23 protein-coding genes, 1 tRNA gene and 1 pseudogene are annotated in these 23,292 nt (G+C 63.8%); 8 read left to right on the top strand and 17 right to left on the bottom strand.

The annotated features are described in order from the left end of the window. A pseudogene (locus B9Z01_RS36070) lies at positions 1-171 on the top strand (ectoine/hydroxyectoine ABC transporter ATP-binding protein EhuA); the annotation flags it as partial. Positions 172-523: 352 nt separating this feature from the next. On the opposite strand, the gene B9Z01_RS05150 reads toward B9Z01_RS36070, so the two are convergent. The 8 genes from B9Z01_RS05150 to B9Z01_RS05115 all read right to left on the bottom strand — a co-directional run bounded on the left by B9Z01_RS05150 (position 524) and on the right by B9Z01_RS05115 (position 7,630). Beyond that, positions 524-844 (bottom strand): RidA family protein, encoded by a 321-nt coding sequence (locus tag B9Z01_RS05150; RefSeq protein WP_244195919.1) that lies wholly within the window; start codon positions 842-844, stop codon positions 524-526. 38 nt (positions 845-882) lie between these two features. Continuing rightward, on the bottom strand, positions 883-2,316 hold the full coding sequence (locus B9Z01_RS05145; protein ID WP_085481122.1) for an FAD/NAD(P)-dependent oxidoreductase: 1,434 nt from the start codon (positions 2,314-2,316) through the stop codon (positions 883-885). Further along, positions 2,313-2,621: a (2Fe-2S)-binding protein gene (locus tag B9Z01_RS05140; RefSeq protein ID WP_085481121.1), complete on the bottom strand. Its 309-nt coding sequence runs from the start codon at positions 2,619-2,621 to the stop codon at positions 2,313-2,315. Before B9Z01_RS05140 ends, B9Z01_RS05145 begins: the two co-directional genes overlap by 4 nt. After that, positions 2,599-3,702, bottom strand: a complete 1,104-nt coding sequence (locus B9Z01_RS05135) for an NAD(P)/FAD-dependent oxidoreductase (RefSeq protein ID WP_143808815.1) — start codon at positions 3,700-3,702, stop codon at positions 2,599-2,601. Before B9Z01_RS05135 ends, B9Z01_RS05140 begins: the two co-directional genes overlap by 23 nt. Further along, complete coding sequence (locus B9Z01_RS05130; RefSeq protein ID WP_085481119.1) at positions 3,699-4,493, bottom strand: ABC transporter permease; 795 nt, start codon at positions 4,491-4,493, stop codon at positions 3,699-3,701. The genes B9Z01_RS05135 and B9Z01_RS05130 overlap by 4 nt, the downstream gene beginning before the upstream one ends. Next, positions 4,490-5,407 carry an ABC transporter permease gene (locus B9Z01_RS05125; RefSeq protein ID WP_085481118.1) on the bottom strand — a complete coding sequence of 306 codons (918 nt, stop codon included), beginning with the start codon at positions 5,405-5,407 and terminating at the stop codon, positions 4,490-4,492. The genes B9Z01_RS05130 and B9Z01_RS05125 overlap by 4 nt, the downstream gene beginning before the upstream one ends. Next, a complete protein-coding gene (locus B9Z01_RS05120; RefSeq protein WP_085481117.1) occupies positions 5,404-6,468 on the bottom strand; it encodes an ABC transporter ATP-binding protein in 1,065 nt (354 codons plus the stop codon). Before B9Z01_RS05120 ends, B9Z01_RS05125 begins: the two co-directional genes overlap by 4 nt. Positions 6,469-6,598: 130 nt before the next feature. Beyond that, positions 6,599-7,630 carry an ABC transporter substrate-binding protein gene (locus B9Z01_RS05115; protein ID WP_085481116.1) on the bottom strand — a complete coding sequence of 344 codons (1,032 nt, stop codon included), beginning with the start codon at positions 7,628-7,630 and terminating at the stop codon, positions 6,599-6,601. Between the two features lie 140 nt (positions 7,631-7,770). Between B9Z01_RS05115 and B9Z01_RS05110 the strand changes: the two genes are divergently transcribed. The 4 genes from B9Z01_RS05110 (at position 7,771) to B9Z01_RS05095 (ending at position 11,100) form a co-directional block, all read left to right on the top strand. Continuing rightward, entirely contained in the window at positions 7,771-8,670 is a 900-nt protein-coding gene (locus B9Z01_RS05110; protein WP_085481115.1) for a LysR substrate-binding domain-containing protein, read from the top strand. Between the two features lie 424 nt (positions 8,671-9,094). Beyond that, entirely contained in the window at positions 9,095-9,358 is a 264-nt protein-coding gene (locus tag B9Z01_RS05105; protein WP_085481114.1) for a BufA1 family periplasmic bufferin-type metallophore, read from the top strand. A 34-nt stretch (positions 9,359-9,392) separates the two neighbouring features. Further along, on the top strand, positions 9,393-10,280 hold the full coding sequence (gene bufB, locus B9Z01_RS05100; RefSeq protein WP_085481113.1) for an MNIO family bufferin maturase: 888 nt from the start codon (positions 9,393-9,395) through the stop codon (positions 10,278-10,280). Then, a complete protein-coding gene (locus B9Z01_RS05095; protein ID WP_085481112.1) occupies positions 10,273-11,100 on the top strand; it encodes an HvfC/BufC family peptide modification chaperone in 828 nt (275 codons plus the stop codon). Before bufB ends, B9Z01_RS05095 begins: the two co-directional genes overlap by 8 nt. Here the strand turns inward: B9Z01_RS05095 and B9Z01_RS36850 are convergent. From B9Z01_RS36850 to hemN, 3 genes are all read right to left on the bottom strand, one after another. After that, positions 11,039-11,185, bottom strand: coding sequence for a phage integrase central domain-containing protein (locus tag B9Z01_RS36850; RefSeq protein ID WP_420814646.1), 147 nt, complete (start codon positions 11,183-11,185; stop codon positions 11,039-11,041). The two genes, B9Z01_RS05095 and B9Z01_RS36850, sit on opposite strands and share 62 nt — an antisense overlap. A gap of 288 nt (positions 11,186-11,473) precedes the next feature. Then, positions 11,474-11,558, bottom strand: a tRNA-Leu gene (locus B9Z01_RS05085). Positions 11,559-11,707: 149 nt separating this feature from the next. Further along, complete coding sequence (gene hemN, locus B9Z01_RS05080; RefSeq protein ID WP_085481111.1) at positions 11,708-13,129, bottom strand: oxygen-independent coproporphyrinogen III oxidase; 1,422 nt, start codon at positions 13,127-13,129, stop codon at positions 11,708-11,710. Positions 13,130-13,436: 307 nt separating this feature from the next. Between hemN and B9Z01_RS05075 the strand changes: the two genes are divergently transcribed. The 3 genes from B9Z01_RS05075 (at position 13,437) to B9Z01_RS05065 (ending at position 15,399) form a co-directional block, all read left to right on the top strand. Beyond that, complete coding sequence (locus B9Z01_RS05075) at positions 13,437-13,718, top strand: YkgJ family cysteine cluster protein (RefSeq protein WP_085481191.1); 282 nt, start codon at positions 13,437-13,439, stop codon at positions 13,716-13,718. Positions 13,719-13,867: 149 nt separating this feature from the next. After that, positions 13,868-14,473, top strand: a complete 606-nt coding sequence (locus tag B9Z01_RS05070; RefSeq protein ID WP_085481110.1) for a DUF1439 domain-containing protein — start codon at positions 13,868-13,870, stop codon at positions 14,471-14,473. 89 nt (positions 14,474-14,562) lie between these two features. Continuing rightward, positions 14,563-15,399 (top strand): undecaprenyl-diphosphate phosphatase, encoded by an 837-nt coding sequence (locus tag B9Z01_RS05065; protein WP_085481109.1) that lies wholly within the window; start codon positions 14,563-14,565, stop codon positions 15,397-15,399. A gap of 163 nt (positions 15,400-15,562) precedes the next feature. Here B9Z01_RS05065 and trmB read toward each other — a convergent pair whose 3' ends face one another. The 6 genes from trmB to B9Z01_RS05035 form a co-directional block, all read right to left on the bottom strand. Further along, positions 15,563-16,384, bottom strand: coding sequence for a tRNA (guanosine(46)-N7)-methyltransferase TrmB (gene trmB / locus B9Z01_RS05060; protein WP_085481108.1), 822 nt, complete (start codon positions 16,382-16,384; stop codon positions 15,563-15,565). A gap of 371 nt (positions 16,385-16,755) precedes the next feature. Beyond that, positions 16,756-17,862, bottom strand: coding sequence for a porin (locus B9Z01_RS05055; protein WP_167387431.1), 1,107 nt, complete (start codon positions 17,860-17,862; stop codon positions 16,756-16,758). A 131-nt stretch (positions 17,863-17,993) separates the two neighbouring features. Then, positions 17,994-18,749, bottom strand: a complete 756-nt coding sequence (locus tag B9Z01_RS05050) for an aspartate/glutamate racemase family protein (protein WP_085481106.1) — start codon at positions 18,747-18,749, stop codon at positions 17,994-17,996. An 88-nt stretch (positions 18,750-18,837) separates the two neighbouring features. After that, positions 18,838-20,154, bottom strand: coding sequence for an MFS transporter (locus tag B9Z01_RS05045; RefSeq protein WP_143808814.1), 1,317 nt, complete (start codon positions 20,152-20,154; stop codon positions 18,838-18,840). A gap of 164 nt (positions 20,155-20,318) precedes the next feature. Continuing rightward, a complete protein-coding gene (locus B9Z01_RS05040) occupies positions 20,319-21,731 on the bottom strand; it encodes an amidase (RefSeq protein WP_085481104.1) in 1,413 nt (470 codons plus the stop codon). Positions 21,732-21,754: 23 nt separating this feature from the next. Beyond that, positions 21,755-23,083, bottom strand: a complete 1,329-nt coding sequence (locus tag B9Z01_RS05035; protein WP_085481103.1) for an amidohydrolase family protein — start codon at positions 23,081-23,083, stop codon at positions 21,755-21,757. Positions 23,084-23,292 lie beyond the last annotated feature (209 nt).

Here is a 23,292-nt window from a genome sequence, read left to right as displayed (position 1 = left end):
GGCATGACGATGCTGATCGTCACGCACGAAGTGCGGTTTGCGCGAGATGTTGCGGATCGGGTCGTTTTCATGGACGGCGGCGTGGTTGCTGAAGATACGACACCGCAAACCTTCTTTGGTGAGGGTAGCAGTCCACGCATCAGGCAGTTCCTTCATCTGATCGAGACCTGAGCGTTGAGTACGCTGTGACAAAAATCGTCCCCGCGTACTGCCAGTTACGCAGCGTTTCTGTACAGATACGCTGCGCGATCGCGAAGCAGTTATAGCCGCCTGTTGCTGTTCACGCGTTGGCGTTGACGGCCTTGGCGTACCTCTGGTTACAGGCAGCTGTGATGAGCGGCCCATCGTATTTCCGTCCTGCATGTTGCCTGCTGGAACGCCACAGTCAGACGCACGTCGGCGTGCTATTGCGGGTTCCGCCGACCCGTAGCGCGGAGGATCTTTCGTCACCGTGCCTGGCGTTGATGAACGCGGCGGCAAAATAACCGTGACCGGCGCCCTTCATCCGGGTGCACGTGATTCGTCAAGCCGCGGCCGTCACGCTGAATTCCACCAGCAGTTCGGGCAATCCGAGCGTCGCCTGCACGGTGCAACGTGCAGGCAGGTGCTCCGGATCGCCCCAGTTTTGCCAGACGGCATTCATGCGGTCGAACAGCGCGATGTCCTTCAGGTAGATCGTCACCGACAGCAGTTGCCGCCTACTGCTGCCCGCCTGTTCGAGCAAGGCATCGATGCGCCCCAGCGCCTCGGTGGTCTGCTCCTCGATCGTGCGTGCATGGGGGGTGCCGGACGAGGTTTGTCCCGCCAGAAAGAGCAGGTTGCCCGCGCGCACCATCTTGCTCATGCGTGCATTGCCAGCGGTTCGTACGATAGGGGATGCATTCATTTGGGGGCGAACTCCGTCGGTTGTGCTGCGTTGAGGTCCGGGACATGAGATTCGGCAAGATCGCCAAGGGTCACCGGTTTGATAGGCGGCCGGATCCGGTAGTAACCGACTTCCGCCACGGGTTTCGCATGCGCTTCGGCCAGCAGTTCGGCGACTGTCAGGCCGCATAGGCGCCCTTGGCAGGGGCCCATGCCGCAACGGGAAAACGACTTGCTCTGATTGGGCCCGGTGCAGCCAAGCCGCGCCATTGCCCTGATCTCGCCAGCACTGACTTCCTCGCAACGGCAGACGATGGTGTCGTCGGCGGGTCGGCGAAACGCGTCCGCCGGACGATAAAGGGTGTCGAGGAAAGGGCGCACGGCGCGGTGCCGGTCGAGTTGTCGCCGCAAGGGTGCGGCTCGCTCGTCACGCGACTCGCGGCTCAGCGCGCCGAGCCGATGCGACACGGTCAGCGCGGTCAGCGCACCCGCTGTCTGGGCTGCGATCGCGCCGTGGATGCCGCCCCCGTCACCGGCGACGAACAGGTTCGGCACTGTGGTTTCGCCCCATGCGTCGGTGCGCGGATGCCAACAGAGCTGAGCCTCGTCCCAGCGATGCTCGCAGCCGATCGAGCGAGTGAGTTGGACGTTGGGCACCACGCCCTGATGCAATAGGACGACGCTCGCGGTGATCCTCGACTCTTGCCCCTTAGCCGTGTATTGCACTGACTCCGCGCGGCCGTCACCCTCCACCGAGAACCGTGTCACCTGGCGAATGTGCGGAACGCCGCTACGCCGGATCGCATTCAGCAGACGCCTGCCCTTCGCCAGATACGCTGGCGTACGCAGTGCGCCCGGCAGTTGCGCGAGCGCGCGCCAGTAGTTGCGCGACGGCGTCGTATCGAGGATCGCTGCCGGTGCCCTGTCTGCCTGAATGAGCTGCCATGCGAACAGATACATCAACGGTCCGCTGCCCGCCAGCACGACAGGCCCATCGGGCAGCGCGGCCGACGACTTGAGAAGCGTCTGGGCCGCGCCCACGCCCATGACCCCGGGCAGCGTCCAGCCTGGGGCCGGGCAGGGTCGTTCGTAGGCGCCGTTGGCGATGACCACGGCTTTTGCACGGATCTGTCCGCTTGCCGCTGTGCCGTTGCGACGTGTGAAGCTGATCTCCAATGCGCGCGTGATCTGCCACACAAGCGTGTCGGGCCAGTAGCGCACGCGCGCCTGCGCAAAGCGTGCGACGAGGTCCGCGCCATCGGTGTAGTCATCGCCGAGCAGCGCCGCGTCGGGCAGCGGCGAGCGCCCCACGTTGCGATAGATCTGCCCGCCCGGCAGTGGGTTTTCGTCGAGCACCAGCACGTCGAGGCCCGCGCGCTCGGCGTCGAGCGCGCATGCCATGCCGGCCGGTCCGGCGCCGACGATGACGAGGTCCGCTGTCACGATCGTCATACGAGTGCCCTCGCGCCGGCCATGGCTTTGACCTTCATCCCGTCGCGCACGCGTACCATGCAGGCCTGCTGGTTCGGCAAGCCATCGATTTCGACGAGGCAATCGAAGCACACGCCCATCATGCAATACGGCGCGCGCGGCGCCGCGCCCACCGGCGTGTGACGGAACACGTTGACCCCGGCACACAGCAGCGCCGCGGCCACGTTCGCGTGCTCCGGCACGTCCACCGGGCTACCATCGACGACGATCCGCACGGTGCGGGACGAGGCACCAGCGATCTGACTAAACAGCGAAACGTTTTGCATAGAAGTAGTCCAGAAGAGAAGGGCGCTGGCCGCCGAGCAGCCAGCCCACGAGCAACTCGCAATGCGCGGCGGCGAGCGTCACGCCGCTGTGGCAGGTCGCGATAAACGCGCCGGGATGCGTCGGCGACTCCTCGTAGACGGGCATGCTGTCTGGTGTCATCACGCGCAGCGCGCCCCATGCGCGCACGACGCGCACGTTTTTCAGCAGCGGGAACTGCGTCACGGCCTTGCGGGAGATGTGCGCGACGATCTCGGGTGTCACGCCGTCATCCATGCCCACGTCTTCCGCGGATTCGCCGAGCAATACGGACCCCTCGGCGGTCTGTCTCACGGAGAGCGTCGGGTACTTGAGGAACGGACGCACGCGTTCCGTCACGAGGATCTGACCGCGCAGCGGCACGACCGGCGCGCTCAGTCCCACCATTGGCGCGAGCTCGCGATTGCCGAGCCCCGCGCACAGGACCACGCGCCCCGCTTCGAGGGTGCGCTTGCCGGTGTCGATGCGATAGCCGCCGTTCGCACGTTCAATCGACTTCACATGCGCCTCCGGCACGTATGCGCCGTTCGCTCGCTCGAATGCGAGGAACAGGGCACGCAGCGTGTAGAGCGGGCTCACATGACCGTCGTTTTCCGAGTAGACCGCGCCGGCCACGTTCTGACCGACCTCCGGGATGCGTTCAGCCAGTTGCTGGCGGTCGAGGATGTCGTAGGTGAGGCGTGCATCGCGGGCGTGCAGCTGGCGCAGCGTATCCACACTGCCCGCCAGCGCGTCATCGGTCAGCGCGATACTGATGCCGCCGGGACGCGAGTAGCCGAGACTGAGCGACGACGCTGCTTCGAGTTCAGCGGCGAACGCCGGCCAGAGCAGTGCCGATTCGAGCGACCAGCGACCGTAGTCGACATGCTTCCTGCCTTTGCCCGATACCCAGATCAGGCCGAAGTTTCCGCGCGCCGCGCGGACGCTGGAGTCTTCGCCGTCGAGCACGATCGTCTTCTGGCCGCGCTTGGCGAGTCCGTAGGCGATCGCCATGCCAACCAGACCGCCGCCGACGATCGCAAAATCGTATTCCTGTTTCATCAATGTTTTCCCGTCAAAACCTGGTCGACTCCAACGAGCCTGTCGAGTGCGAACATCAAGCCGAGCGTGACCGCCATGATCACGGTGGCGACCGCCGCGACCTGCGGGTCGACGGTTTCGCTCATGCTCATGTAGATGCGTACTGGCAGCGTGATCGTGGTGGGTGCCGCAATGAAGATCGTTGCGGTCAGCTCATCGAAGCTGCTGGCAAAACCGAGCACCCAGCCCGCGGCAATACCCGGCACCAACGCAGGCAACGTGATGCGCCGAAAGGTGGTCCATGCATTCGCCCCGAGCGAGACGGCGGCGTGCTCGGCATCGCGTGTCATCGTGACCAGCGACGCCATGATGAGCCGCAGGCAATACGGGAACACCAGCATCACGTGAGCCATCACGAGCGAGACGAACGAGCCGGACACGCCGACGCGCGTGAACAGTTGCAGCAACGCGACGCCCAGCACGACAGGGGGAATCATCAGCGGGGAGAGCAGCAGCGAGTTGATCGCGTTGCGGCCAGCAAAGCGGTAGCGCATCAGGCCCAGCGCGGCCGGCACACCCAGTGTCGCCGCGAGCGTGGCGGAGAGCGTCGCGAGCCATAGACTGTTCGAAAACGCCTGAGTGAAATCCGGATTCCTAACGAGCGCTTCGAACCAGCGCATCGAAAAATGAATGGTCGGTACGCTCAGCAGATTTCCCGGCGTAAAGGCAACGAGACAGACGATCGCGAGCGGAGCGATCAGAAACACGGTAAACACGGCATGGAAGCCAAGCGCCACAGGACCGTTTCGATTCATGATGCCGTCTCCCCCAGGCGCCGCTTCAAGCGTCGCTCGACAAAGCGGCTGTACAGCGCGACGGTGCCGAGATTCAGCACGAGCAGGCACACCGCAATCGCTGCGCCCATTGGCCAGTTCATGCTGTGCAGGAATTCGTCATAGGCCGCCGTTGCGACCACCTTGAGGCGCCGGCCCCCGATGAGCGCCGGTGTCGCGAACGCGCTCGCGCTCAGTGCGAAGACGATCAGGCTGCCGGACAGAATGCCCGGCGCAGTCTGCGGCAAGACGATGCGGCGCCATACCGTTAGCGGGCCGGCGCCGAGCGAGATGGCCGCATTGGCCATCTGCGGATCGAGGCTTTGCAGTGAGGTCCAGACGGACAGCACCATCAACGGCACGAGCGCATGCACCAGTACGATCACCACGGCCGGAAACGAGAACAGCATCTGCGGCGGCGCGTCGACCAGATGCAGGCGTACGAGCACTTGCGCGACGACGCCCTGGCCGTCCAGCAGGATCGACCAGCCGAGTGTGCGTACGACGGCCGAGATGAACAGAGGCCCAAGCGTAAGAATCAGGAAGAACGCACGCCAGCGGGCCGACATGCGGAAGATGAACCAGGCCTCGGGTACACCTAGCACGATCGTTCCAAGCGTTACGCTGATCGCGAGTGCGAACGTGCGCAGGAAGATCTCGTGATAGTACGGATCGGTGACGATCTGCGCGTAGTTGTGCCATGAATACACATCGAGCACGCCGCCAGAGGCCGCGTCGAAGCCTTGCAGGCTCAGCACGCCGACGAGCGCCATCGGGATGATGAGCAGCAGCGTGAAAAGCAGCGTCACGGGCGCGACGAGCAGTGGACCGTTCGGCCGCCTGCGGCGCGTTGCGTTCGGCGGCAGTGGCCGCATCAGGGGGCGAGCGGCGCTCATTGCGGGGCTCCCGCGGTGTGCGGCGTGAGCGGACGCAGCGCGGCACCAGACCAGTCGAGGCCGACCGCGTCACCGACCTTCGCTACGTGGCCGCCACCGTTCGCAAGCTGTACCTGCAACTCGCCGATCTCGGTGCTCACGTTGACCGACCAGCAGTTGCCGTGAAACGCGCGCGCCTTGACCTGCCCGTCCACGTGCCCTGCGCCGCTCTCAACCAGTTCGATGCGCTCGGGACGCAGCGAAAACGTGTGTTCACCACACGCGTGCGGCGCGTCGAGCGGCAGACTCGCGTGGCCCACCTTGAGCACGCGCTCCGCGCCGTCGAAACTCACGTGTCCATGCAGCACATTGGCACGACCGATAAAATCCGCGGCGAAGAGGCTGCCCGGGTCGTCATAGACGCCGGTCGGAGTATCGAAGCGGACCACCGTGCCCTGATTGAGCAGCGCGACGCGGTCGCTGATTGCCAAGGCCTCGGCCTGATCGTGCGTGACCATGATGGTGGTGGTGCCGACCTTCTGCTGGATCGCGCGTAGCTCGGCCTGCATATCGTGACGCAGTTTCGCGTCGAGGTTGGACAGCGGTTCGTCCAGCAGCAGCAACGGCGGCTCGATGACCAGTGCGCGCGCGAGCGCAACGCGTTGACGCTGCCCCCCCGACAGTTCGCGCGGATACTTCGATGCATGGCGGCCGAGTTGAACCAGCTCCAGCGCGGCGAGACAGCGGCGCTTGCGCGCCGCCCGGTCGACGCGCCTCATCTGCAGCCCGAACTCGACGTTCTCCGCAACCGTCATGTGAGCAAATAACGCATAACTCTGGAACACGATGCCAAGTCCGCGCGCAGCCGGCGGTGTGCCGGTCAGCGATCGGCCTTCGAGGCTGATATCGCCCGAGGTAGGCTCGACGAAGCCGGCGATCATCTGCAGGGTCGTCGTCTTGCCGCAGCCCGATGGGCCGAGCAGGGAGACGAATTCCCCGCGCGCAACATCGATGCTGAGGCTGTCGACGACGACAGTCTCGCCGTACTGCTTGTTCAGGCGTTCGATCCGTAAATAACTCATGACCTGGATAGACCTTTCCTTGAAATTTCTCTGGCGACAACGGAGACGCACCTGGCGGCGTCGTCCGCCGCATTCAGGTGCCAGGGCCAGTGCAAGCCCGTTATTAGCGTGAACAGGCCCTGGCAGAGAATCACCGCTCTACGTCACGATTCCATTGCTGAGTCCACGTCGCGCGCTTGTCGTTGACCACGTCCCAGTCGACCTTGAGCATCTTCGCGACGGCGTCCGGGCTCGCCACGCGAGCCGCAACCGTCGGCGACAATTGGGTCAGTTTGTTCACCGGCGCGACGCCTTCTTCCTCCGCGTACAGCGCCTGGATTTCCGGCGACAACGAGAACTGGACGAATTTCTGGGCGAGATCGTTCGGCGCGTCGTGCTTGACCGGGCACATGCTCAGACCCAGCACCACCGCGCCTTCTTTTGGCGCGACGAATTTGACCGGCACGCCCTGATTGCGCAATGCCTGGGTGCGGCCGTCACCCCATGCGGCAAGCGCGATGCTGTCCGTCTGGAACAGCTCGGAGATTTTTCCCGGCGATGGATCGAACGACAGCACGTTCGGCGCGATCGACGTTTTCATCATGTCGAAACCAGGCTGGATGTTTTTCTCGCTGCCGCCATTGAGCCGGGCGAGCACGATCAGTGATTGCAGGCCATACCCATTGCTGATGGTGGGAAACGCGACCTTGCCCTTGTAGCGCGGGTCGGCCAGGTCGTGCCACGAGGTCGGCGGCGCCCATCCCTTCGCGGCAAAGAGGCGCTCGTTGTAGACGAGACCGGTCGCGTTCAGCCCGATCGTCACCGCCTTGTTGCTCCTGAAGCGGGCTACGTCGAACAGGTTCTTGTAGACCGGCGCATCAGTGAGGGTGTCGCAGAAGCCGAGCTGGATGGCCTGATACATCGGACCGTCGTCGAGAAACACGACGTCGAGGCTTTCCTTGCCTTTTTGCGCCTGAAGGCGCGCCATCGTGGTCGTGGAATCACCGGGAACGACCACGACCTTGACGTTGTTGGCCTTCTCGAACGGCGGAATGATCTTCTGTCGCAGGAGCTGTTCGAAGGATCCGCCGAAGGCGCCGACGTAGAGCGTCGTCGTTTCAGCGTGGGCCTGCGCGGCGGCAAACGCGCCGGCGAGCAGGATCGGGACGATGTGTTTGCGCATCGGAGTCTCCATCGATATCGAAATGTTATGCTGCTGGTTATCGGGCATCGGCCCGCTTAATACACAGTTTTGTGCGCCAAATCAGCATGGTCAAATCAGGAATAAATGTCGATGAATGTCTAAATGTTATGGGGTAGGGGATGAAGAGCCGGCAGCTTGAAGCGTTCCGGGCGGTGATCCTGCGGCAGTCGATTACGCGGGCAGCCGAAATGCTGCACATCACGCAGCCCGCGGTGACGCGCCTGATCCTCGATCTGGAGACGGAAATTGGCTTCAGCTTGTTTACACGCGAGAAGGGGCGACTTTTCCCGACTTCGGACGCGTTGCTGCTCTATCAGGAGGTGGAGCGCTCATTTGTCGGCGTGGAGCGCATCGCTCATGCGGCGCAGCAGATCCGCTCGCTCACGAGAGGCTCGCTGAACATCGCGGCGGCACCCGCATTGGCGTTGAATCTGCTGCCGGAGTGGATCACCGACTTCACGCGGGCGCACGAAGGGGTGACCGTGTCGTTACTTATTCACGGCACGAAACTGGTTGGTGAACTCGTGGCGAGCGAGCAATGCGACATCGGATTCGTGACCTACACGACATGGCAGCCTGGCGTGCGACTCGAGACGCTGTTCAGTGCCGATATGAAATGCATCCTGCCCAAGGGACACCGGCTCGCGCGCAAGCGGGTCATTACCCCCGAGGACCTGGCCGGTGAGAAATTCATTTCCATGCCGCGCGAGTACGATACGCGCCGTATCGTCGACGAGATCTTCGCCGAGCGGCAAATAGAACGTGTGATGAGCGCGGAGTGTCAATTGTCGGCCGCCATCGCGACATTCGTCGCGCGTGGCGCTGGTGTGTCGATCATTGATCCGGTGTCCACCGACTATCTGACGGAACGCGTTTCCGTTCATGACTTCGCGCCGGCAATCCCGTTTGAATATGGTGTCGTCACATCCGACAGGCAGCCGCCGTCGCGTCTCACGACCGCATTCCTGGAGTTCGTGCGGGAGAGGGCCCGGGAGCGGACAGCTCGCCCGCGTGCCTGATTTGCACCGGCAGGTTCAGCGGCAACGTACGGGGGGGCGGTACGCGCCCTCGCACTCGCTTCCGGCGGCACCGCCCAGGCGCTCCCCAGAATGTTGAAAAGTCCCGTGACAAGCGCTCGATGCTGCATTCGCATAACAGTTCGGCCGCGTCGAAGGCCGCACCCCTAGAGGTCGGGATCACGACTGCGCCGGGTCCTCGTTACGGTGTGCGAAAATCGGAATGCCATACATGACGTCGCGCCCCCGTTTTAGTCACGCAAGAGTAGTGTTTATACGTCGGGCAGTTGAAAATTCCAGACCTTGATATTTGCTTACAGGTTGCACTTGGAAGAACTGACCGCGACTCGACAGTTCTGCAAGTTGAAGGGACGCAGCATGACCGTCGAATCCTGGCGACAGGGACCTCTAACCTGGGAGATCCAACATGAACTCGAAGCTCAGTCGGCCCGCTTTGGTGGCCGCCGCCCTGGCGGGTCTTGCTGCCAGCGGCATCGGTTCCGTGCATGCAGAACAGAAGGTGCAGTGCTTTGGTATTGCCAAGGCTGGTCAGAATGACTGCGCGAGCAAAACCGGCGTGCATGGCTGCGCCGGGGAAGCCAAAGTCGACAACGATAAAGGCGACTTCAAGAACGTGTCGAAACAAACCTGCAAAAAAATGGGTGGCGCGGTCGACGAGAAGCATTCCTGAACGATCAGTCCGTCGCAGCCAGTTCGTCACCCGAATGAGTCCGCCCGACCTCCCCGCCGCAGAGCCCCTGGGCATCGGCATTGGCTTGCGGCACGCCCACTACCGCGACTTCCTCAGTGCTACGCCCGCCGTCGGCTGGGTCGAAGTGCACAGTGAAAACTATTTTGGCGATGGCGGCTTCGACCTGCATGTACTCGACACCGTGCGTCGCGACCTGCCGGTCAGCCTGCATGGAGTCGGCCTTGGTCTCGGCTCGGCGAGCCCGCTCGACAGTGCACATGTCGCAAAGCTCAAATGCCTCGTTCAGCGCATCGAACCTGCGGTCGTTTCCGAACACCTTTGCTGGGGCGCGACGCCAGCCGGTCACCTGAACGAACTCTTGCCGATGCCCCTGACCCGCGCGGCACTCACTCTTCTGTGCTCGCGCGTCGACGAGTTACAGAACGTGCTGGGGCGGCCGGTCCTGCTCGAAAATGTCTCCACCTACGTTCGCTTTCGCGACGATCAGTACGGTGAGACACAGTTTCTGGCTGAACTCGTTTCACGCACTGGTTGCGGCGTGCTGCTCGACGTGAACAACCTGTATGTCAACCAGTGCAATCATGCAGAGAACGCCATTGAGGCGATCGACTCGTTGCCAATTGGCACGGTCGGCGAGATTCATCTCGCGGGCCACCGAGTCACCGACGTCGCGGTTATCGACGATCACGGCTCGCGCGTGGCCAGCGAAGTCTGGGCGCTCTATCGATATGCGCTGAGACGCTTCGGCGCCGTACCCGCGCTGATCGAATGGGATACCGCTTTGCCGCCGCTGGAGGTCCTGCTTGAGGAAGCACGCAGCGCTTGTCATATTCAGCAAGCTGTTCTGTCTGAATGCTCGGCGAGTATCCTGGCGCCAAACGAGGGTGGCGACAATGCCTAAACAAATTGAGGCACTGCAGCGCATATTTGCGCAGTCACTGGATGCGGAACAGCGATTGATTCTGCCGCTTCTGCAAGCCCCACCGTGCCGTGATGCGGCTCGGCATACAGACTTGTTGAACCAGCGCATTGAATTTTACCGGTCCGGTATTCGCGCCCATTGGCGCGCCGCGCTCGCCGCTGCCTATCCCGTCTTGCTGGCGCAGGTCGGCGAAGGCTATTTCGACGAGCTGGCCATTGCTTACGCGCAAGCCCATCCGTCGCAAAGTGGTGACCTCAATTGTTTCGGTGCGGCGCTGCCTGCGTTTATCGAAACATACGAAACCGACCCGCATTCGCGCTATTTCGCGGACCTCGCGCGTCTTGAATGGTCCCTGCATATCGCATACTTCGCCGCGAACACAGAGGTGCTCGCGCGCGAGGCGTGGCTCGCCATGCGCCCAGAGGATCTGCTCGATGCGAAATTCGCGGTGCATCCCGCATGCGCGTTGATCTGCTCACCCTATGCGATTGCCGACATCTGGACCGCCCATCAGACGAACGCAGCCTTTCCGGCAGAGATTGATTCACCAACCTGGGCGCTCATTGTGCGTCCAGGCTGGCGGCCTGCCATACTCGGCCAATGCGCCGCCGCGTATGCGGCCTTCGCCGCATTACAACGCCGGGCGACACTGAACGAAGCGCTCGACGCGGCCTTCACGATCAATGCCGGGTTCGATTTCACGTCGCAGTGGCGCGCATGGATAGAGGCCGCCGCAATCACAGGCCTTGCGCCTCGCGTCCACGAACCCCAAGAATGTCTGGCGCGTCGATGCCGGTAATCGGACGCTTGCCAAGCCACGGGAATACGTCGCTTTCCATGCGGGCGAGCGTCTTCGCGTGCTGGGCGGGCTCGACATCCGCCAGTATTTCGCGCCGGACTTGCCGAGCTGCAGATACATGCGACCGCCATCCGCAACGCGGTTGCCGGTTCCCTCAGGGTTGTAGCGCGCGCTCCTAACCTGGACATCGGTCAGCGACATGGTGGTGTCTCCCGCTGGATAAACCGGGAAACGAGCCAGATAGCACCAAAAATGCCACCACATACCACCGGCTGTCGACGAGTCAACACGGATCGATGGGGAATAAAAAACCCCGTAAGACGTTGATCTTACGGGGTTTTCGGAATACATCGGCTCTCGCCGGAACATCTTCTGGTGCCCAGGGCCGGAATCGAACCGGCACGCCTTGCGGCGGGGGATTTTGAGTCCCCTGCGTCTACCAATTTCACCACCTGGGCAGATTCTGTAGCGCGCGCACTGAAATCCCGCGCGCGAAGAAGACGCAGATTATGGCCGAAAATCGCTCGACGGGCAAGCCGATTGCTTTCGTCGATCGGCTTGCATCGACTGCGCGGCTCCAGGGCCATCTGCGCTCGGGCCTCAGACCTCAGACCGTGCGCGAGAACCGTTCGAGTGTCTGCTCGCCGAGATAGCGGTCAAACACCATCGCGATGTTGCGCACGAGCATGCGTCCGGCCATCCGCACTTCGAGCTTGCGCGCGCCGATCGATATCAGCCCGTCTTCCTCGAACTCGCGCAGGCGCGCGAGTTCCGGCGCGAACGTGTCGGCGAAACGGATGCCGTATGCCGCTTCGAATTCATCGAGGCGCAATTCCAGGTTGCACATGATCTGCGTGATGACGTCGCACCGCAGACGGTCGTCGGCGGTGAGGCGAATGCCGCGCGCGATCGCGAGCCGGCCCGCGTCGATCGCCTCGGCGTACGCCGGCAGGTCCTTCGCGTTTTGCGCGTAGACGTCGCCGACTTTGCCGATCGACGATGCGCCGAAGCCGATCAGATCGCATTCGGCCCGCGTGCTGTAGCCCTGGAAATTGCGATGCAGCGTGCGCCGCGCCTGAGCGCGCGCGAGTTCGTCGGTGGGCAGCGCGAAGTGATCCATGCCGATGTAGACGTAGCCTGCCTCCGTCAGACGCCCGACCACCGTTCGCAGCAGCGCGAGCCGCTCGGCGGGTGACGGCAGTGTCGCGGGATCCATCCGGCGCTGCATCTTGAACAACTGCGGCAGGTGCGCATAGGCGAACACCGAGAGCCGGTCCGGCGCGAGTTCGAGCATCGTGTCGAGCGTGCGGCTGAAGCTCGCGACCGTCTGATGCGGCAGGCCGTAAATCAGATCGACGCTGATCGAATGAAAATCCGCGGCGCGCGCGGCCTGCATCACTGCGGCGGTCATCTCGAACGGCTGAATGCGATTGATCGCCTGCTGCACGCGCGGATCGAAGTCCTGCACGCCGAGGCTCAGCCGGTTGAAGCCGAGTCGGCGCAGATGCGCGATCGTGTCGGACGACGCCTCGCGCGGGTCGACCTCGATCGAGTATTCGGCCTGTGTGCCGGGAAACTGCGTGGGCAACTGCGAGGGAAACTGCGTGGACAGCAGCGCGAAGTGCTCGCGCGTCGTGGCCATCAGCTCGGCCATTTCGTCGTGCGACAGAAAGGTCGGCGTGCCGCCGCCCCAATGCAGTTGCGACACGGGTCGTCGCGTGTCGAAACACGCTGCCTGCAAGGCGATTTCGCGTTTGAGACGTTCGAGATACGGACGCGCATGCGCGCGGTTTTTCGTCGCGATCTTGTTGCAGCCGCAGTAGAAGCACACGGTGTCGCAAAACGGAATGTGAAAGTAGAGCGAGAGATCGCTCGAGGCGGCGCCCGGGTCGGCGGCGGCGCGTATGTAGTCGGCGGGATCGAACGTGTCGCGGAACTGCGGGGCGGTCGGATAGGACGTATACCGTGGACCGTTTGCGCTGTAGCGGGCGAGCAGGTCGGGGCGGAACAAGGTGTCGGCGGCAGACATGGGTGGCTCGTGGAAGTTGGCCGTTGTGCAGGAGGGCGTGATGAGTTGCGGTGGGCGCAGCATGGCTCGAACGGCGCCTCTTTCTCACGCCTTCCGGCCTTCCGGATATGGCTTTTCGGTGCTTTCGAGTGTAAGTGAGCGCTTATCGGCCCAATTGTGTAAAAAGGTCGCACGGAGTTGCGGTGGCACAATGCGGGTCTGGAAATGTGTTGCCTGTTTCGAGTTCAGGAAGAATGACGTGAAGGAAGGATTGGAAAGCGCCGGTACGGAATCGCAAAGCGCGGCGCAGCGCGAGTCTCCGTTTCAGGTGGCCGGTCATGCGTGCCGCCCCGATTGCGGCGCGTGCTGTATCGCGCCGTCGATTTCGAGTCCGATTCCGGGTATGCCGCACGGCAAGCCCGCGGGCGTGCGCTGCGTGCAACTCGGTGACGATCTGCGCTGCGCGATCTTCGGTCAGCCCGAGCGGCCCGCGTGCTGTTCGGGTCTGCAACCGCAACTCGAAATGTGCGGCGCGAACCGCGACGAAGCGCTCGCATGGTTGACGCAACTCGAGGTGCTAACTGGGCCGCAAGCGATGTGCGATTCGTAGCGCTTCGTGTGCTTCGCTCAACCCTCGTTCAACCCGGTATTCAACGAATCGCATTCACTAAACCGCATTCACCGCCGCATTCACCGCCACATGCAACGCACCAGGCAACCGAGGCAGGCGCCAGACCAGACTTCCACAGGAGATTTCGCATGATTCGACTCGCAGTGCCCGCCCGGCGCCGCTTTCTGCGCGCGGCGCTGACTGGCTGCAGCGCGCTTGGCGTCACGCTCGGCATCACGGTCTCGCTCGCGGCCTGCGCGAGTTCGACGTTTCCATTCATCCCGTCGCACTACACGTTCTCGCAGCAGCAGGTGCAGGAGGCGGTGCAGCGCAAGTTCCCGTATCAGCGCACGGTGTCGCAGGTGTTCGATGTCGCGCTGAGCAATCCGGTGGTGGGCATGCTGCCCGATGCGAACCGCGTTTCGGTGAAGCTCGATGCGCGCTTCGCGAGCCCGTTCCTGCAGCAGCCGGTGGACGGCGTCTTCACGCTGTCGAGTGAGCTCGCATACGATCCGGCCAGCCGCTCGGTGATCCTCAAAGCGCCGAACGTCGACAACGTGAGCGTGAACGGCCAGGCGCAGGCCTACACGCAGCAGATCAACGCCGCGGCCGCGCTGCTCGCGACGCAGTTGCTCACCAACTATCCGATCTACACCTTCAAGCCCGAACAACTGCAATTTGCCGGCGTGCATTACGAACCCGGTACAATCACCATCCTTACAAACGGCATACGCGTGCAGATCGTCGAAAAATGACATGCACGCGCGGCCGGCAGAGCCGCGCGCGCCAGTGATGACCGTGCGGCCCTGATCGTTGCGACAACCTACCGCGATAAGGGGCACGGATGGACTGGCTACTGGCTTGCAAAGCGCTGATTCTCGGCGTGGTCGAAGGTTTGACGGAATTCCTGCCGGTGTCGAGCACCGGGCATCTGATCGTGGTCGGCAGTCTGCTCGATTTCTCCGACGATCACGCCAAAACCTTCGACGTCGTGATCCAGCTCGGCGCGATTCTCGCCGTGTGCTGGGAGTTTCGCCGGCGCATCGGCGACGTGGTGGTGGGCTTGCCGAGCCGTCCCGAGGCGCGCCGCTTTACGCTGAACGTCATCATCGCGACGATTCCGGCGATCGTACTCGGCCTGCTATTCGAGAAGTCGATCAAGGCTGCGCTGTTCTCGCCGGTGCCGGTCGCGTTCGCGCTCGTGGCGGGCGGCGTCGTGATCCTGTGGGCGGAGGCGCGTCAGCGTGCGCGCGGCGACGCGGCGGTGCGGGTGCGCAGTATCGACGAACTAACTGCCCTCGATGCGCTCAAGGTCGGTCTCGCACAATGCTTCGCGCTGATTCCGGGCACCTCGCGCTCGGGCTCGACGATTATCGGCGGCATGCTGTTCGGTCTCGAGCGCCGCGTCGCGACTGAGTTCTCGTTTTTTCTCGCGATTCCGATCATCTTCGGTGCGACCGCCTACGAGCTGTACAAGGGCTGGCATCTGTTATCGACCGATGCGCTCGGCAGCGTCGCGCTTGGTTTCGTGGCGGCCTTCGTGAGCGCGTTTATCTGCGTGCGCTGGCTGTTGCGCTATATCGCGTCGCACGACTTCACGGTGTTCGCGTGGTATCGGATCGGCTTCGGCTTGCTGATTCTGCTGATCGGTTATAGCGGCGACATGGCCTGGGCGGATTGAGGCTCGGCGCTATCGAGCTATTCCTATGGCTTGCTGCTTCACTGTGTTTGCGCCATGAAAAAAGGTCCGCGTAAGCGGACCTTTTCGCTGGTTTGCGTTGGCGGCCGGTCAATCAGATTGCCGCCGGCGCGCGCTTTATACCGTGCGCTTTATACCGCGTGCTTCACGCCGCGCCGCGCTTGCGGAACACGAGGTCCCACACGCCGTGGCCGAGCCGCAGGCCGCGCCGCTCGAACTTCGTCACCGGACGATACTCGGGACGCGGCGCATAGCCGTCGGCGGTGTTCTCGAGCAGCGTCTCGGCGCCGAGCACTTCGAGCATCTGTTCGGCGTAGTTCTGCCAGTCGGTCGCGCAGTGCAGATAGGCGCCCGGCTTCAGACGCGACACGAGCAGCGCGACGAACTTCGGCTGGATCAACCGGCGCTTGTGATGGCGCGCCTTGTGCCACGGGTCCGGAAAGAAGATGTGCACGCCGTCGAGACTGTCCGGCGCGATCATCTGCTCGAGCACTTCGACTGCGTCGTGCTGGATGATGCGGATGTTCGTCAGCGACTGTTCACTCATCAGCTTCAGCAATGCGCCGACGCCCGGCTCGTGGACTTCGACGCCGAGGAAATCGTCGCCGGGGCGTTGCGACGCGATTTCCGCGGTGGTCGCGCCCATGCCGAAGCCGATTTCGAGCACGTGCGGCGCTTCGCGGCCGAACACGCTGTTCCAGTCGGACTGCTCTGACTTGAAGGGCAGCACGAAGCGCGGACCGAGTTCGTCGAGCGCGCGGCGCTGACCGGTGGACACGCGGCCCGCGCGCGTGACGAAGCTGCGGATGCGGCGGCGGTGCAGCGCTTCTTGTGGCGTTGCGCCTTCCGTGTCGTCTGCGTCGTCTGTATCGCGTGGGCTGCCGGCGCTGTCCGCGTGAGGCGCAGGGCTGCTGGTCGGCGTCGGGAGTTCGTCCGGCAGGCCGGAGTCGTTTGGATCGTGGATCATCGTCGGTGCTACTGCTGCAAGGGTGAAGGCTTCGCGGCTTGCGTGGCGGGCCGTGCCGTGCGCTGCTTGCCGTTGTGCGGTCCGCGTCGCGCTCCGCCGGCCGTTGCCACTACAAAAAAGCCGCCTTCAGGAGGCGGCTCTTGCTGGATTCCGCTGAACGTTCAGCCGGAAAGTGGAGCGGGCGACGGGCATCGAACGCCCGCACGGAGTCAACCGCAAGTGCTTGATTCAATTAAAGGAACGGGCACGTAAACCGCGCCCCTGTAACCTGCTTCTGTGGGAGCGGATTGTATCAGACTCGCGATGTGGGCCGATGCGCCGCTGAGGGGTCCCGTTCACGCGATGCCGGTATCCAGACGTTCCTCACACGCTCAGAAGCGATGCCGCAGGCCGAGTGCCACCAACGTTTGAGCGCTTCCCATGCCGATGCCCGTCGAAGGCAACGTGAAGATCTGCGCCGGGTTGCCGCCTGCCGTTTGCTGGCGGATGGCAACCGCATAGACGTCGGTGCGCTTGGAGAACGCATAATCGATCGAGGCGCCGAACTGATTGCGATTGCCACGAATAATCACATTCGACGAGTCGTGGTTCGGCAGCATGAAGGCATACGCAGCGCTGACGGACAACCACGGCGAGAGCTGGTAATGGGCGCCGACTTCGACGACCTGGACGCTATCGGCCGTTGGCGTGAAGCGGGTATTCGTGTAGAGCGCATTGAATGACAGTTCGGCCAGGCGGTAGCTCGCGCCCGCCCCCCAGGTGACGTAGTTGCCGCTGCCGTTGGGTTCCTTGAAATTGGTGTACGCCGCGCCCACGCCCAGCGCCTCGCCCTGATAACGCGCCCCGAGGCTGAGCGTGCTGCCCGTGGACAACGTGCCGGGCTGTCCGCCCAGGCCAAACATGCTGGTGAATGTCCAACCGTTGATGGGTGTGCTGACTGCCTTGACCGAGTTGTCGACCCGCACGCCGCCGAGCCGGTCGAAGTCGGCGGAACTGCCGTTCGCTCCGACCAGGTTGGACGCCACGCCGGGCCGCAGCCAGTACGATGACATATACGGGGCCGCGGAATAGGCGAGCAGGTCGAACATGGTGTCGTACTGCCGCCCGGCAGTGACCGTCAGCCAGGGAAATTGCAGGCCGACGAACGACTGGCGACCGAAGAACCGGGTCGTCCCCGGACTGCCCTGAAGCATCGAGCCGTCGTTGATGTTGAAGCCGCCTTCCAGCGTGAAGACTGCCTTGACGCCCGAGCCGAGCGATTCGCTGCCGCGCAGCCCAAGGCGGTTGGCGTTCATGATGCCGGAAATCTCCTGCACGGCGGCGTGTCCGGCGATGTTGCTCACGTAAGCGGCGGCTGCGTCGACGATGCCATAAATCTGCACGCTGCTCTGCGCATGCGCACTGACGCTGACCAGGCTTGCGGTAAGAGCCAGTGCAGCGTGGTGGGTAATTCGTGTGTCTCCTTTTTGCGCTTTCATTTTATTTGTCATCCTAATTAATTAGAGATGCAACAACGGTATCGATGCGGATGTCTTTCCCCCCGGCCGGATTGATTGGCGCGTTGGAAAGACGCGGGTGTACAGCTTGTCTTGCGAGGCGGGCGTGCGACTCAGTCCGGACGGCGGCCCGCTGCCAGGCAGGCCGCCAGGCCCGCGGGCAAACCGGTATGGGGCTTGGCGGGTGGCAGCGCGTAGCTGCCTGCTGTCACCCGTCCGGGTGCAAGCGAGACGAGTGTTTCGCAGTGGCGAACCGCGCTCGAGACGCCGTCGACCACCGGCACGGGCAACGTGCCGCTTAGCGAACGCGCGAGGCCGGCCAGCGGCGCGCCCGCCAGGATGACGACATCGGCGCCGTCCTGCTCGACGACCTGCAGACACAGCTGTTTCAACGCTGCTCCGTGGTCCTGCTGGATGCCACCGACATCGGACAGCGGCTGGTCAAGACCGCGAATGCTGGCCAGTCGCGAGGTCAAGCCGTTATAGGCGACGCACTCTGCGTACCATGCCCGTATGCGGCTGGAAATCGCGATGATCGAGAAGCGTTGCCCGAGCAGGCAGGCACTCGTCAACGCCGCTTCGGTCAGGCCGACCACCGGCTTGTCCAGCAACTCCTTGATGCCATGCAGTCCCGGATCGCCGAACGCCGCAACGATCACGCCGTCGTAGGAGGCGTGGTGATCGGCGGCCATGCAGGTGGCGGCGTAGGCGCCGATGGTCGCCTCCAGCCGGGTTTCGATATAGGCCACGCCGAACGGCGCGGTCAATACGTCGATCAGCACGCCCGGCGACGCCGCGCGTTTCGCTTCAGCGGAAATCAGCGCTGAAACGCTGTCGGAGATGTTGGGATTGAGAACGAGCAAGCGCATGGAAAACGGCTCCTGAGAGCGCCCGGCGCGGAAGTACCGCCGCGTCCGGGGCGCCTGGGTTTCGACGAAACGGGAACGGCAAGTGGTGTCAGGCGGAATCGCCCAGCGGCGCAGGCGTGACGGTCGCGTCGCGCGAACCGCCCCAGACCGCTACCACGGTGATGAGCAGGCCGATCGCCACATACAGCGCCACCGCCGTGCTGGTCTGGTAGACGTTCAATAGCGTGGTAGCGATGACCGGCGCCAGACCGCCGCCGACGATGCCGGCCGCCTGGAAGCCCACGCCGGCTCCCGTATAACGCACCCGTACCGGAAACATCGCGGGCAGGAACGTGGCCAGCGGCGCCCATAGGGCGGCGTGAATAAACAGGCCGATCATCGAGGCGGCGATGACGAGCGACGGTATGCCGGTGTCGACCATGCGGAAGAAGACGAACGACCACAGCGCACCGCAGATCGAACCGGCGATCAGCAACCGGCGCGCCCCGATGCGATCGGAGAGATAGCCGAACAGCGGGATGCCCAGGATCTGCGAGAACGCGGCCAGCACGGCGGCCTCCAGCGCCAGCGACTTGGGCAGGCCACGCCTGACCAGATAGATCTGCAGGAACAGGGAGAAGATGTAGAACGCGATGTCGCTGCCCGCGCGCGAACCGATTGCCACGAGCAACTTGCCGCGATGGTGCCGGAACACTTCCGCGAGCGGCGCACGTTCTTCCTTTTGAGGCTCGCTTTTCTGGCTGGCGAGAAATTCCGGCGACTCGTCGATGGTGCGCCGGATGTAGATGCCGACGAAGACCAGCAGCGAGCTAGCCAGAAACGGAATGCGCCAGCCCCATGCCAGAAAGGCTTCGTCGGAAACCGCATTCGTGACCAGTGCGAACACGCCGTTGGCGAGCAGAAAGCCGATCGGCGCCGCCACCTGCACCATGCTGCCCAGAAAGCCTTTACGCGCGTCGCTCTTACCCGCGGTTTCGCTGACCATCAGTGCCGCGCCGCCCCATTCGCCGCCGAGCGCGATGCCTTGCAGCAGGCGCAGCAGGCACAGCAGCCCTGCGGCCCAACGTCCGAGGCTGGCATAGGTGGGCAGCACGCCGATCAGGAAAGTGGCCGAGCCCATCATCACCAGGGTCAGCATCAGGATCAGCTTGCGTCCGATGCGATCCCCGAAGTGACCGAAGAGCGCGGCACCCAGCGGACGGGCGGCGAAGGCGAGCCCGTAGGTCAGCAGCGACAGGATCAGCGCGATCTTCGGATCGTCCTGAGGAAAAAATATCTTCGGAAAGACGAGCGCGGCCGCCGCACCGTAGATGAAGTGATCGTAGAACTCCAGACTTGTGCCGATCAGCCCGGCGACAGCGACTTTCAACCGGCTGCTTCGTCGGGTGACTTGTGCTTCCTGCATGGTGTGCTCCTCCATCGAAATATTCGCCTCTATCGAGGTCTGTTGGTTCAGCGAGGACACCCGGCAGGCTGACGGTCTTGCCGCCTGGTGTAGAAGAGTCTGTCGCGCGGCAGGCCATGACCGTGAACATGGAAACGGCCAGCCACCACGTCTGTGCTACCGCATCAAGGGTTCGTCGACAGCGCCACCACCGGGCGGCGGAACGCATGACCCTGTAACGCTTCGAGTTCCGCCGCCAGTTGCAATACCGTGCGGTCGGCATACATCGGGCCGACGATCTGCGCGCCGGCGGGCAGATCGTGTTCGGCGAGGCCACACGGTATCGAGCACGCCGGTACGTAGGTGTGGTTGAAGAGCGGCGTGAAGACGGCATGCCCACGCGCGCCCGCCGGTTTGCCTTCGATGGCCGGCGGCGCGTTGGATTCGACGGGCCAGGCCACGCAGGGCGTGGTCGGTGTCAGCAGGCAGTCGAACTTCGTGAAAAGCTCGCGCAGCGCGGTGAACAGACGTTTGCGCAATTCGAGCGCGGCAGCGACGGCGACGGCCGGCAGCGCTAATCCCGCTTCGATCTGGCTGGCGATGTCCGGGTCGAACAGGTGAGGATCGCGACGAAATGCGTCCCCGTAGATCAACGCGAGGCCGGCCAGTTGCAGCGGCATGAGGTCAGCCTCGTCGACGTTGCCGGGCCACGGCGGATCGCGTAGCTCGACCCGGTGCCCGGCTTCGCTCAGGCGTCGCGCGGCATCGTCCACGGCTCGCGCGACACCGGGGTCGACCGCGAAGTCGAGCCCCAGCCGCGGACTGTAGGCGATGCGCAGCCGTCGGCCCGCTACGACGGGAGCCAGCATCGCCGGCGACACGCTGAGCGGATCGCGAGCGTTCTGGCCGAGCAACGGCTCGAACGTCTGCGAGACATCTTCCACACTGCGCGCGAGGAGGCCGATCACGCTATTGTCGTAGACCGGTTCGGCGAAGCCGGGGCCATGCGCGATGACGCCCCTCGTGGGCTTGAACCCCACCACGCCGACGTGCGCCGCGGGGCGCCGCACGGAGCCGCCCGCATCGGTCGCCAGCGCCACTGCGCACAGCCCGGCGGCCACCGCCGCGGCCGCGCCGCCCGATGAACCGCCGGGCGTGCGCGATGGATCGAGCGGGTGGCGCGTCGCGCCGTGCAGCGGGTTCGTGGTGTTGCCCTTGCAGGCGAATTCCGAGCAGTTGCTGGCGCCAATCAGCACGGCGCCGGCCGCGCGCAATCGTGACACTGCGAGCGCATCCTCGGGCGCGCGGAAATCGCGGAACAGCCGCGAACCGTTGGACGTCGTCCAGCCGTCGACCCAAAGGTTGTCCTTGATCGATACCGGAACGCCGCCGAGCGCCGCGTCGTCGTGCACGTGCCCGCGTTGCCATGCGTCGCGGTCGATGCGCACCAGCGCGTTGAGTTGCGGATTGACCCGGTCGATATGACGCAGATACTGCGCGCTCACCTCGTCGCGGCTGAAGTGACCGGCCGCCAGCCCCGCCCGCAACTCGGCGGCGGTCAAGGCGACCAGTTCCGGAATGGCTTTGTCATTGGACATGTCGGATTCTCCGGGCGCGGTGCTCAGACGTTATTCCACAGCGACTGGCATACCTGTTCGGCTTCGGCACATACCTCGCCCATGTCGACACGGGTCGGCATGCCGTTTTCCACCAGAATCTCGCCGTTCACCAAGACCATCTCCACGTCGCGGCCCTGGCCGGTATGGACCAGCGTGCCGAGCGGATTGGTGTGCGGCGTCAGGTGCGGCTTGCGGAAATCGAACATCACGAGATCGGCGGCCTTGCCCGTCTCGAGGCTGCCGATACGATCGGCCTGGCCCACCGCGGCGGCGCCGCCGAGCGTCGCCATATGGAACACGTGGTGCGGTTGCCAGTCGTCGTTGACGCCGCCTTGCTGCACGCGCGCCGTCATCAGCGCCCAGCGCATCAGTTCGACCATGTCGCCATGCTGGGTGTCGGTGGCGAGCGCGATGTTCGCGCCCGCCTGCTTGAGGCGATGGATCGGCGCGAGGCGTCCCGACGTGGCGTTGCACTTCGGGATGTGGACCACATGCGCGCCCGCATTCGCCAGCCGTACGATGTCCTCGTCGCCGACATAGATGCAATGGCCGCACAGCAGCCGGTCGTTGAGCAGACCGACGCTATCGAGCACCTCGGTGGACGACTTGCCCGTGCGTGCGAGCACGCGCTCGACTTCCACCTTGCTCTGGCCGAGGTGGGTGTTCACGCGCAATCCGCGCTCACTGGAAATCGCTGCGATTTCGCGCAGGAAGTCATCGGAGCAGGTGTCCACTGCGTGCGCCGCAAGCTGCACATCCACCAACGGATGTGACTGCCATCGATCGGCAAGATCGAGGCCCGCCTGCAGAAGCGTGTGACCGATGTCCGCGCTGTATTCCCAGCGGCCTTCGGTCACCTTGCCGAAATCCACGTCGTGAATGCGCCAGCTCGGGGTGAGGCGCATGCCGAGTTCCGCCATGGCTTCGGTCGTGGCGTCGGCGCACACGAAGTTGTCGCCGATCAGCGTCGAGCCGAACATCAGCGCCTCGAGCGCGCCCAGCCGGGCCAGCACACGCGCCTGCTCAGGCGTGACCTGCGTGCCTTTCGGGATGCCGGGCGTATACGACGGCGCGAAGCCGAGATCGGCGGCCACGCCGCGCACCATCGTGAGGATCGAGTGCGTATGCACGTTCACGAAGCCCGGGGTAATCACCTTGCCGCTGGCATCCACGACGCGCTTGCATTGCGCGTGCTCCGGCAGGGTCTGCCCGATCCACGCGATCCGGCCATCGGCGATGGCGATCGTGGCATCGCGCAATTCCGGCTGGGCCGCGTTGGCGGTCAGCAACGTGGCATGGGTGAAGGCGATATCGAACTGCGGAATCTGCATGGACATGTCCTTTTTTCTGGCGGGCCAGTCGAGCGTGCGGCGAGCGACGCGAACGTCTCCTGGTCGTCTTTGGTGATTGATATTGTCGACCATTATTGTCGACCAAAATTCAAAGTCAAGATAAATGTGGTCGTTTATTTTGGCTTAGTTTGGTCGACCAAATTGGCGGGCATATTGATGCGACTCTGAGGCGACTCGACACGCGGCAG

It is taken from the genome of Paraburkholderia susongensis (assembly GCF_900177725.1).
GTDB lineage: Bacteria > Pseudomonadota > Gammaproteobacteria > Burkholderiales > Burkholderiaceae > Paraburkholderia > Paraburkholderia susongensis.
The sequence above is the reverse complement of the archived record's forward strand: the minus strand, read 5'-3'. Positions and strand labels throughout refer to the sequence as shown.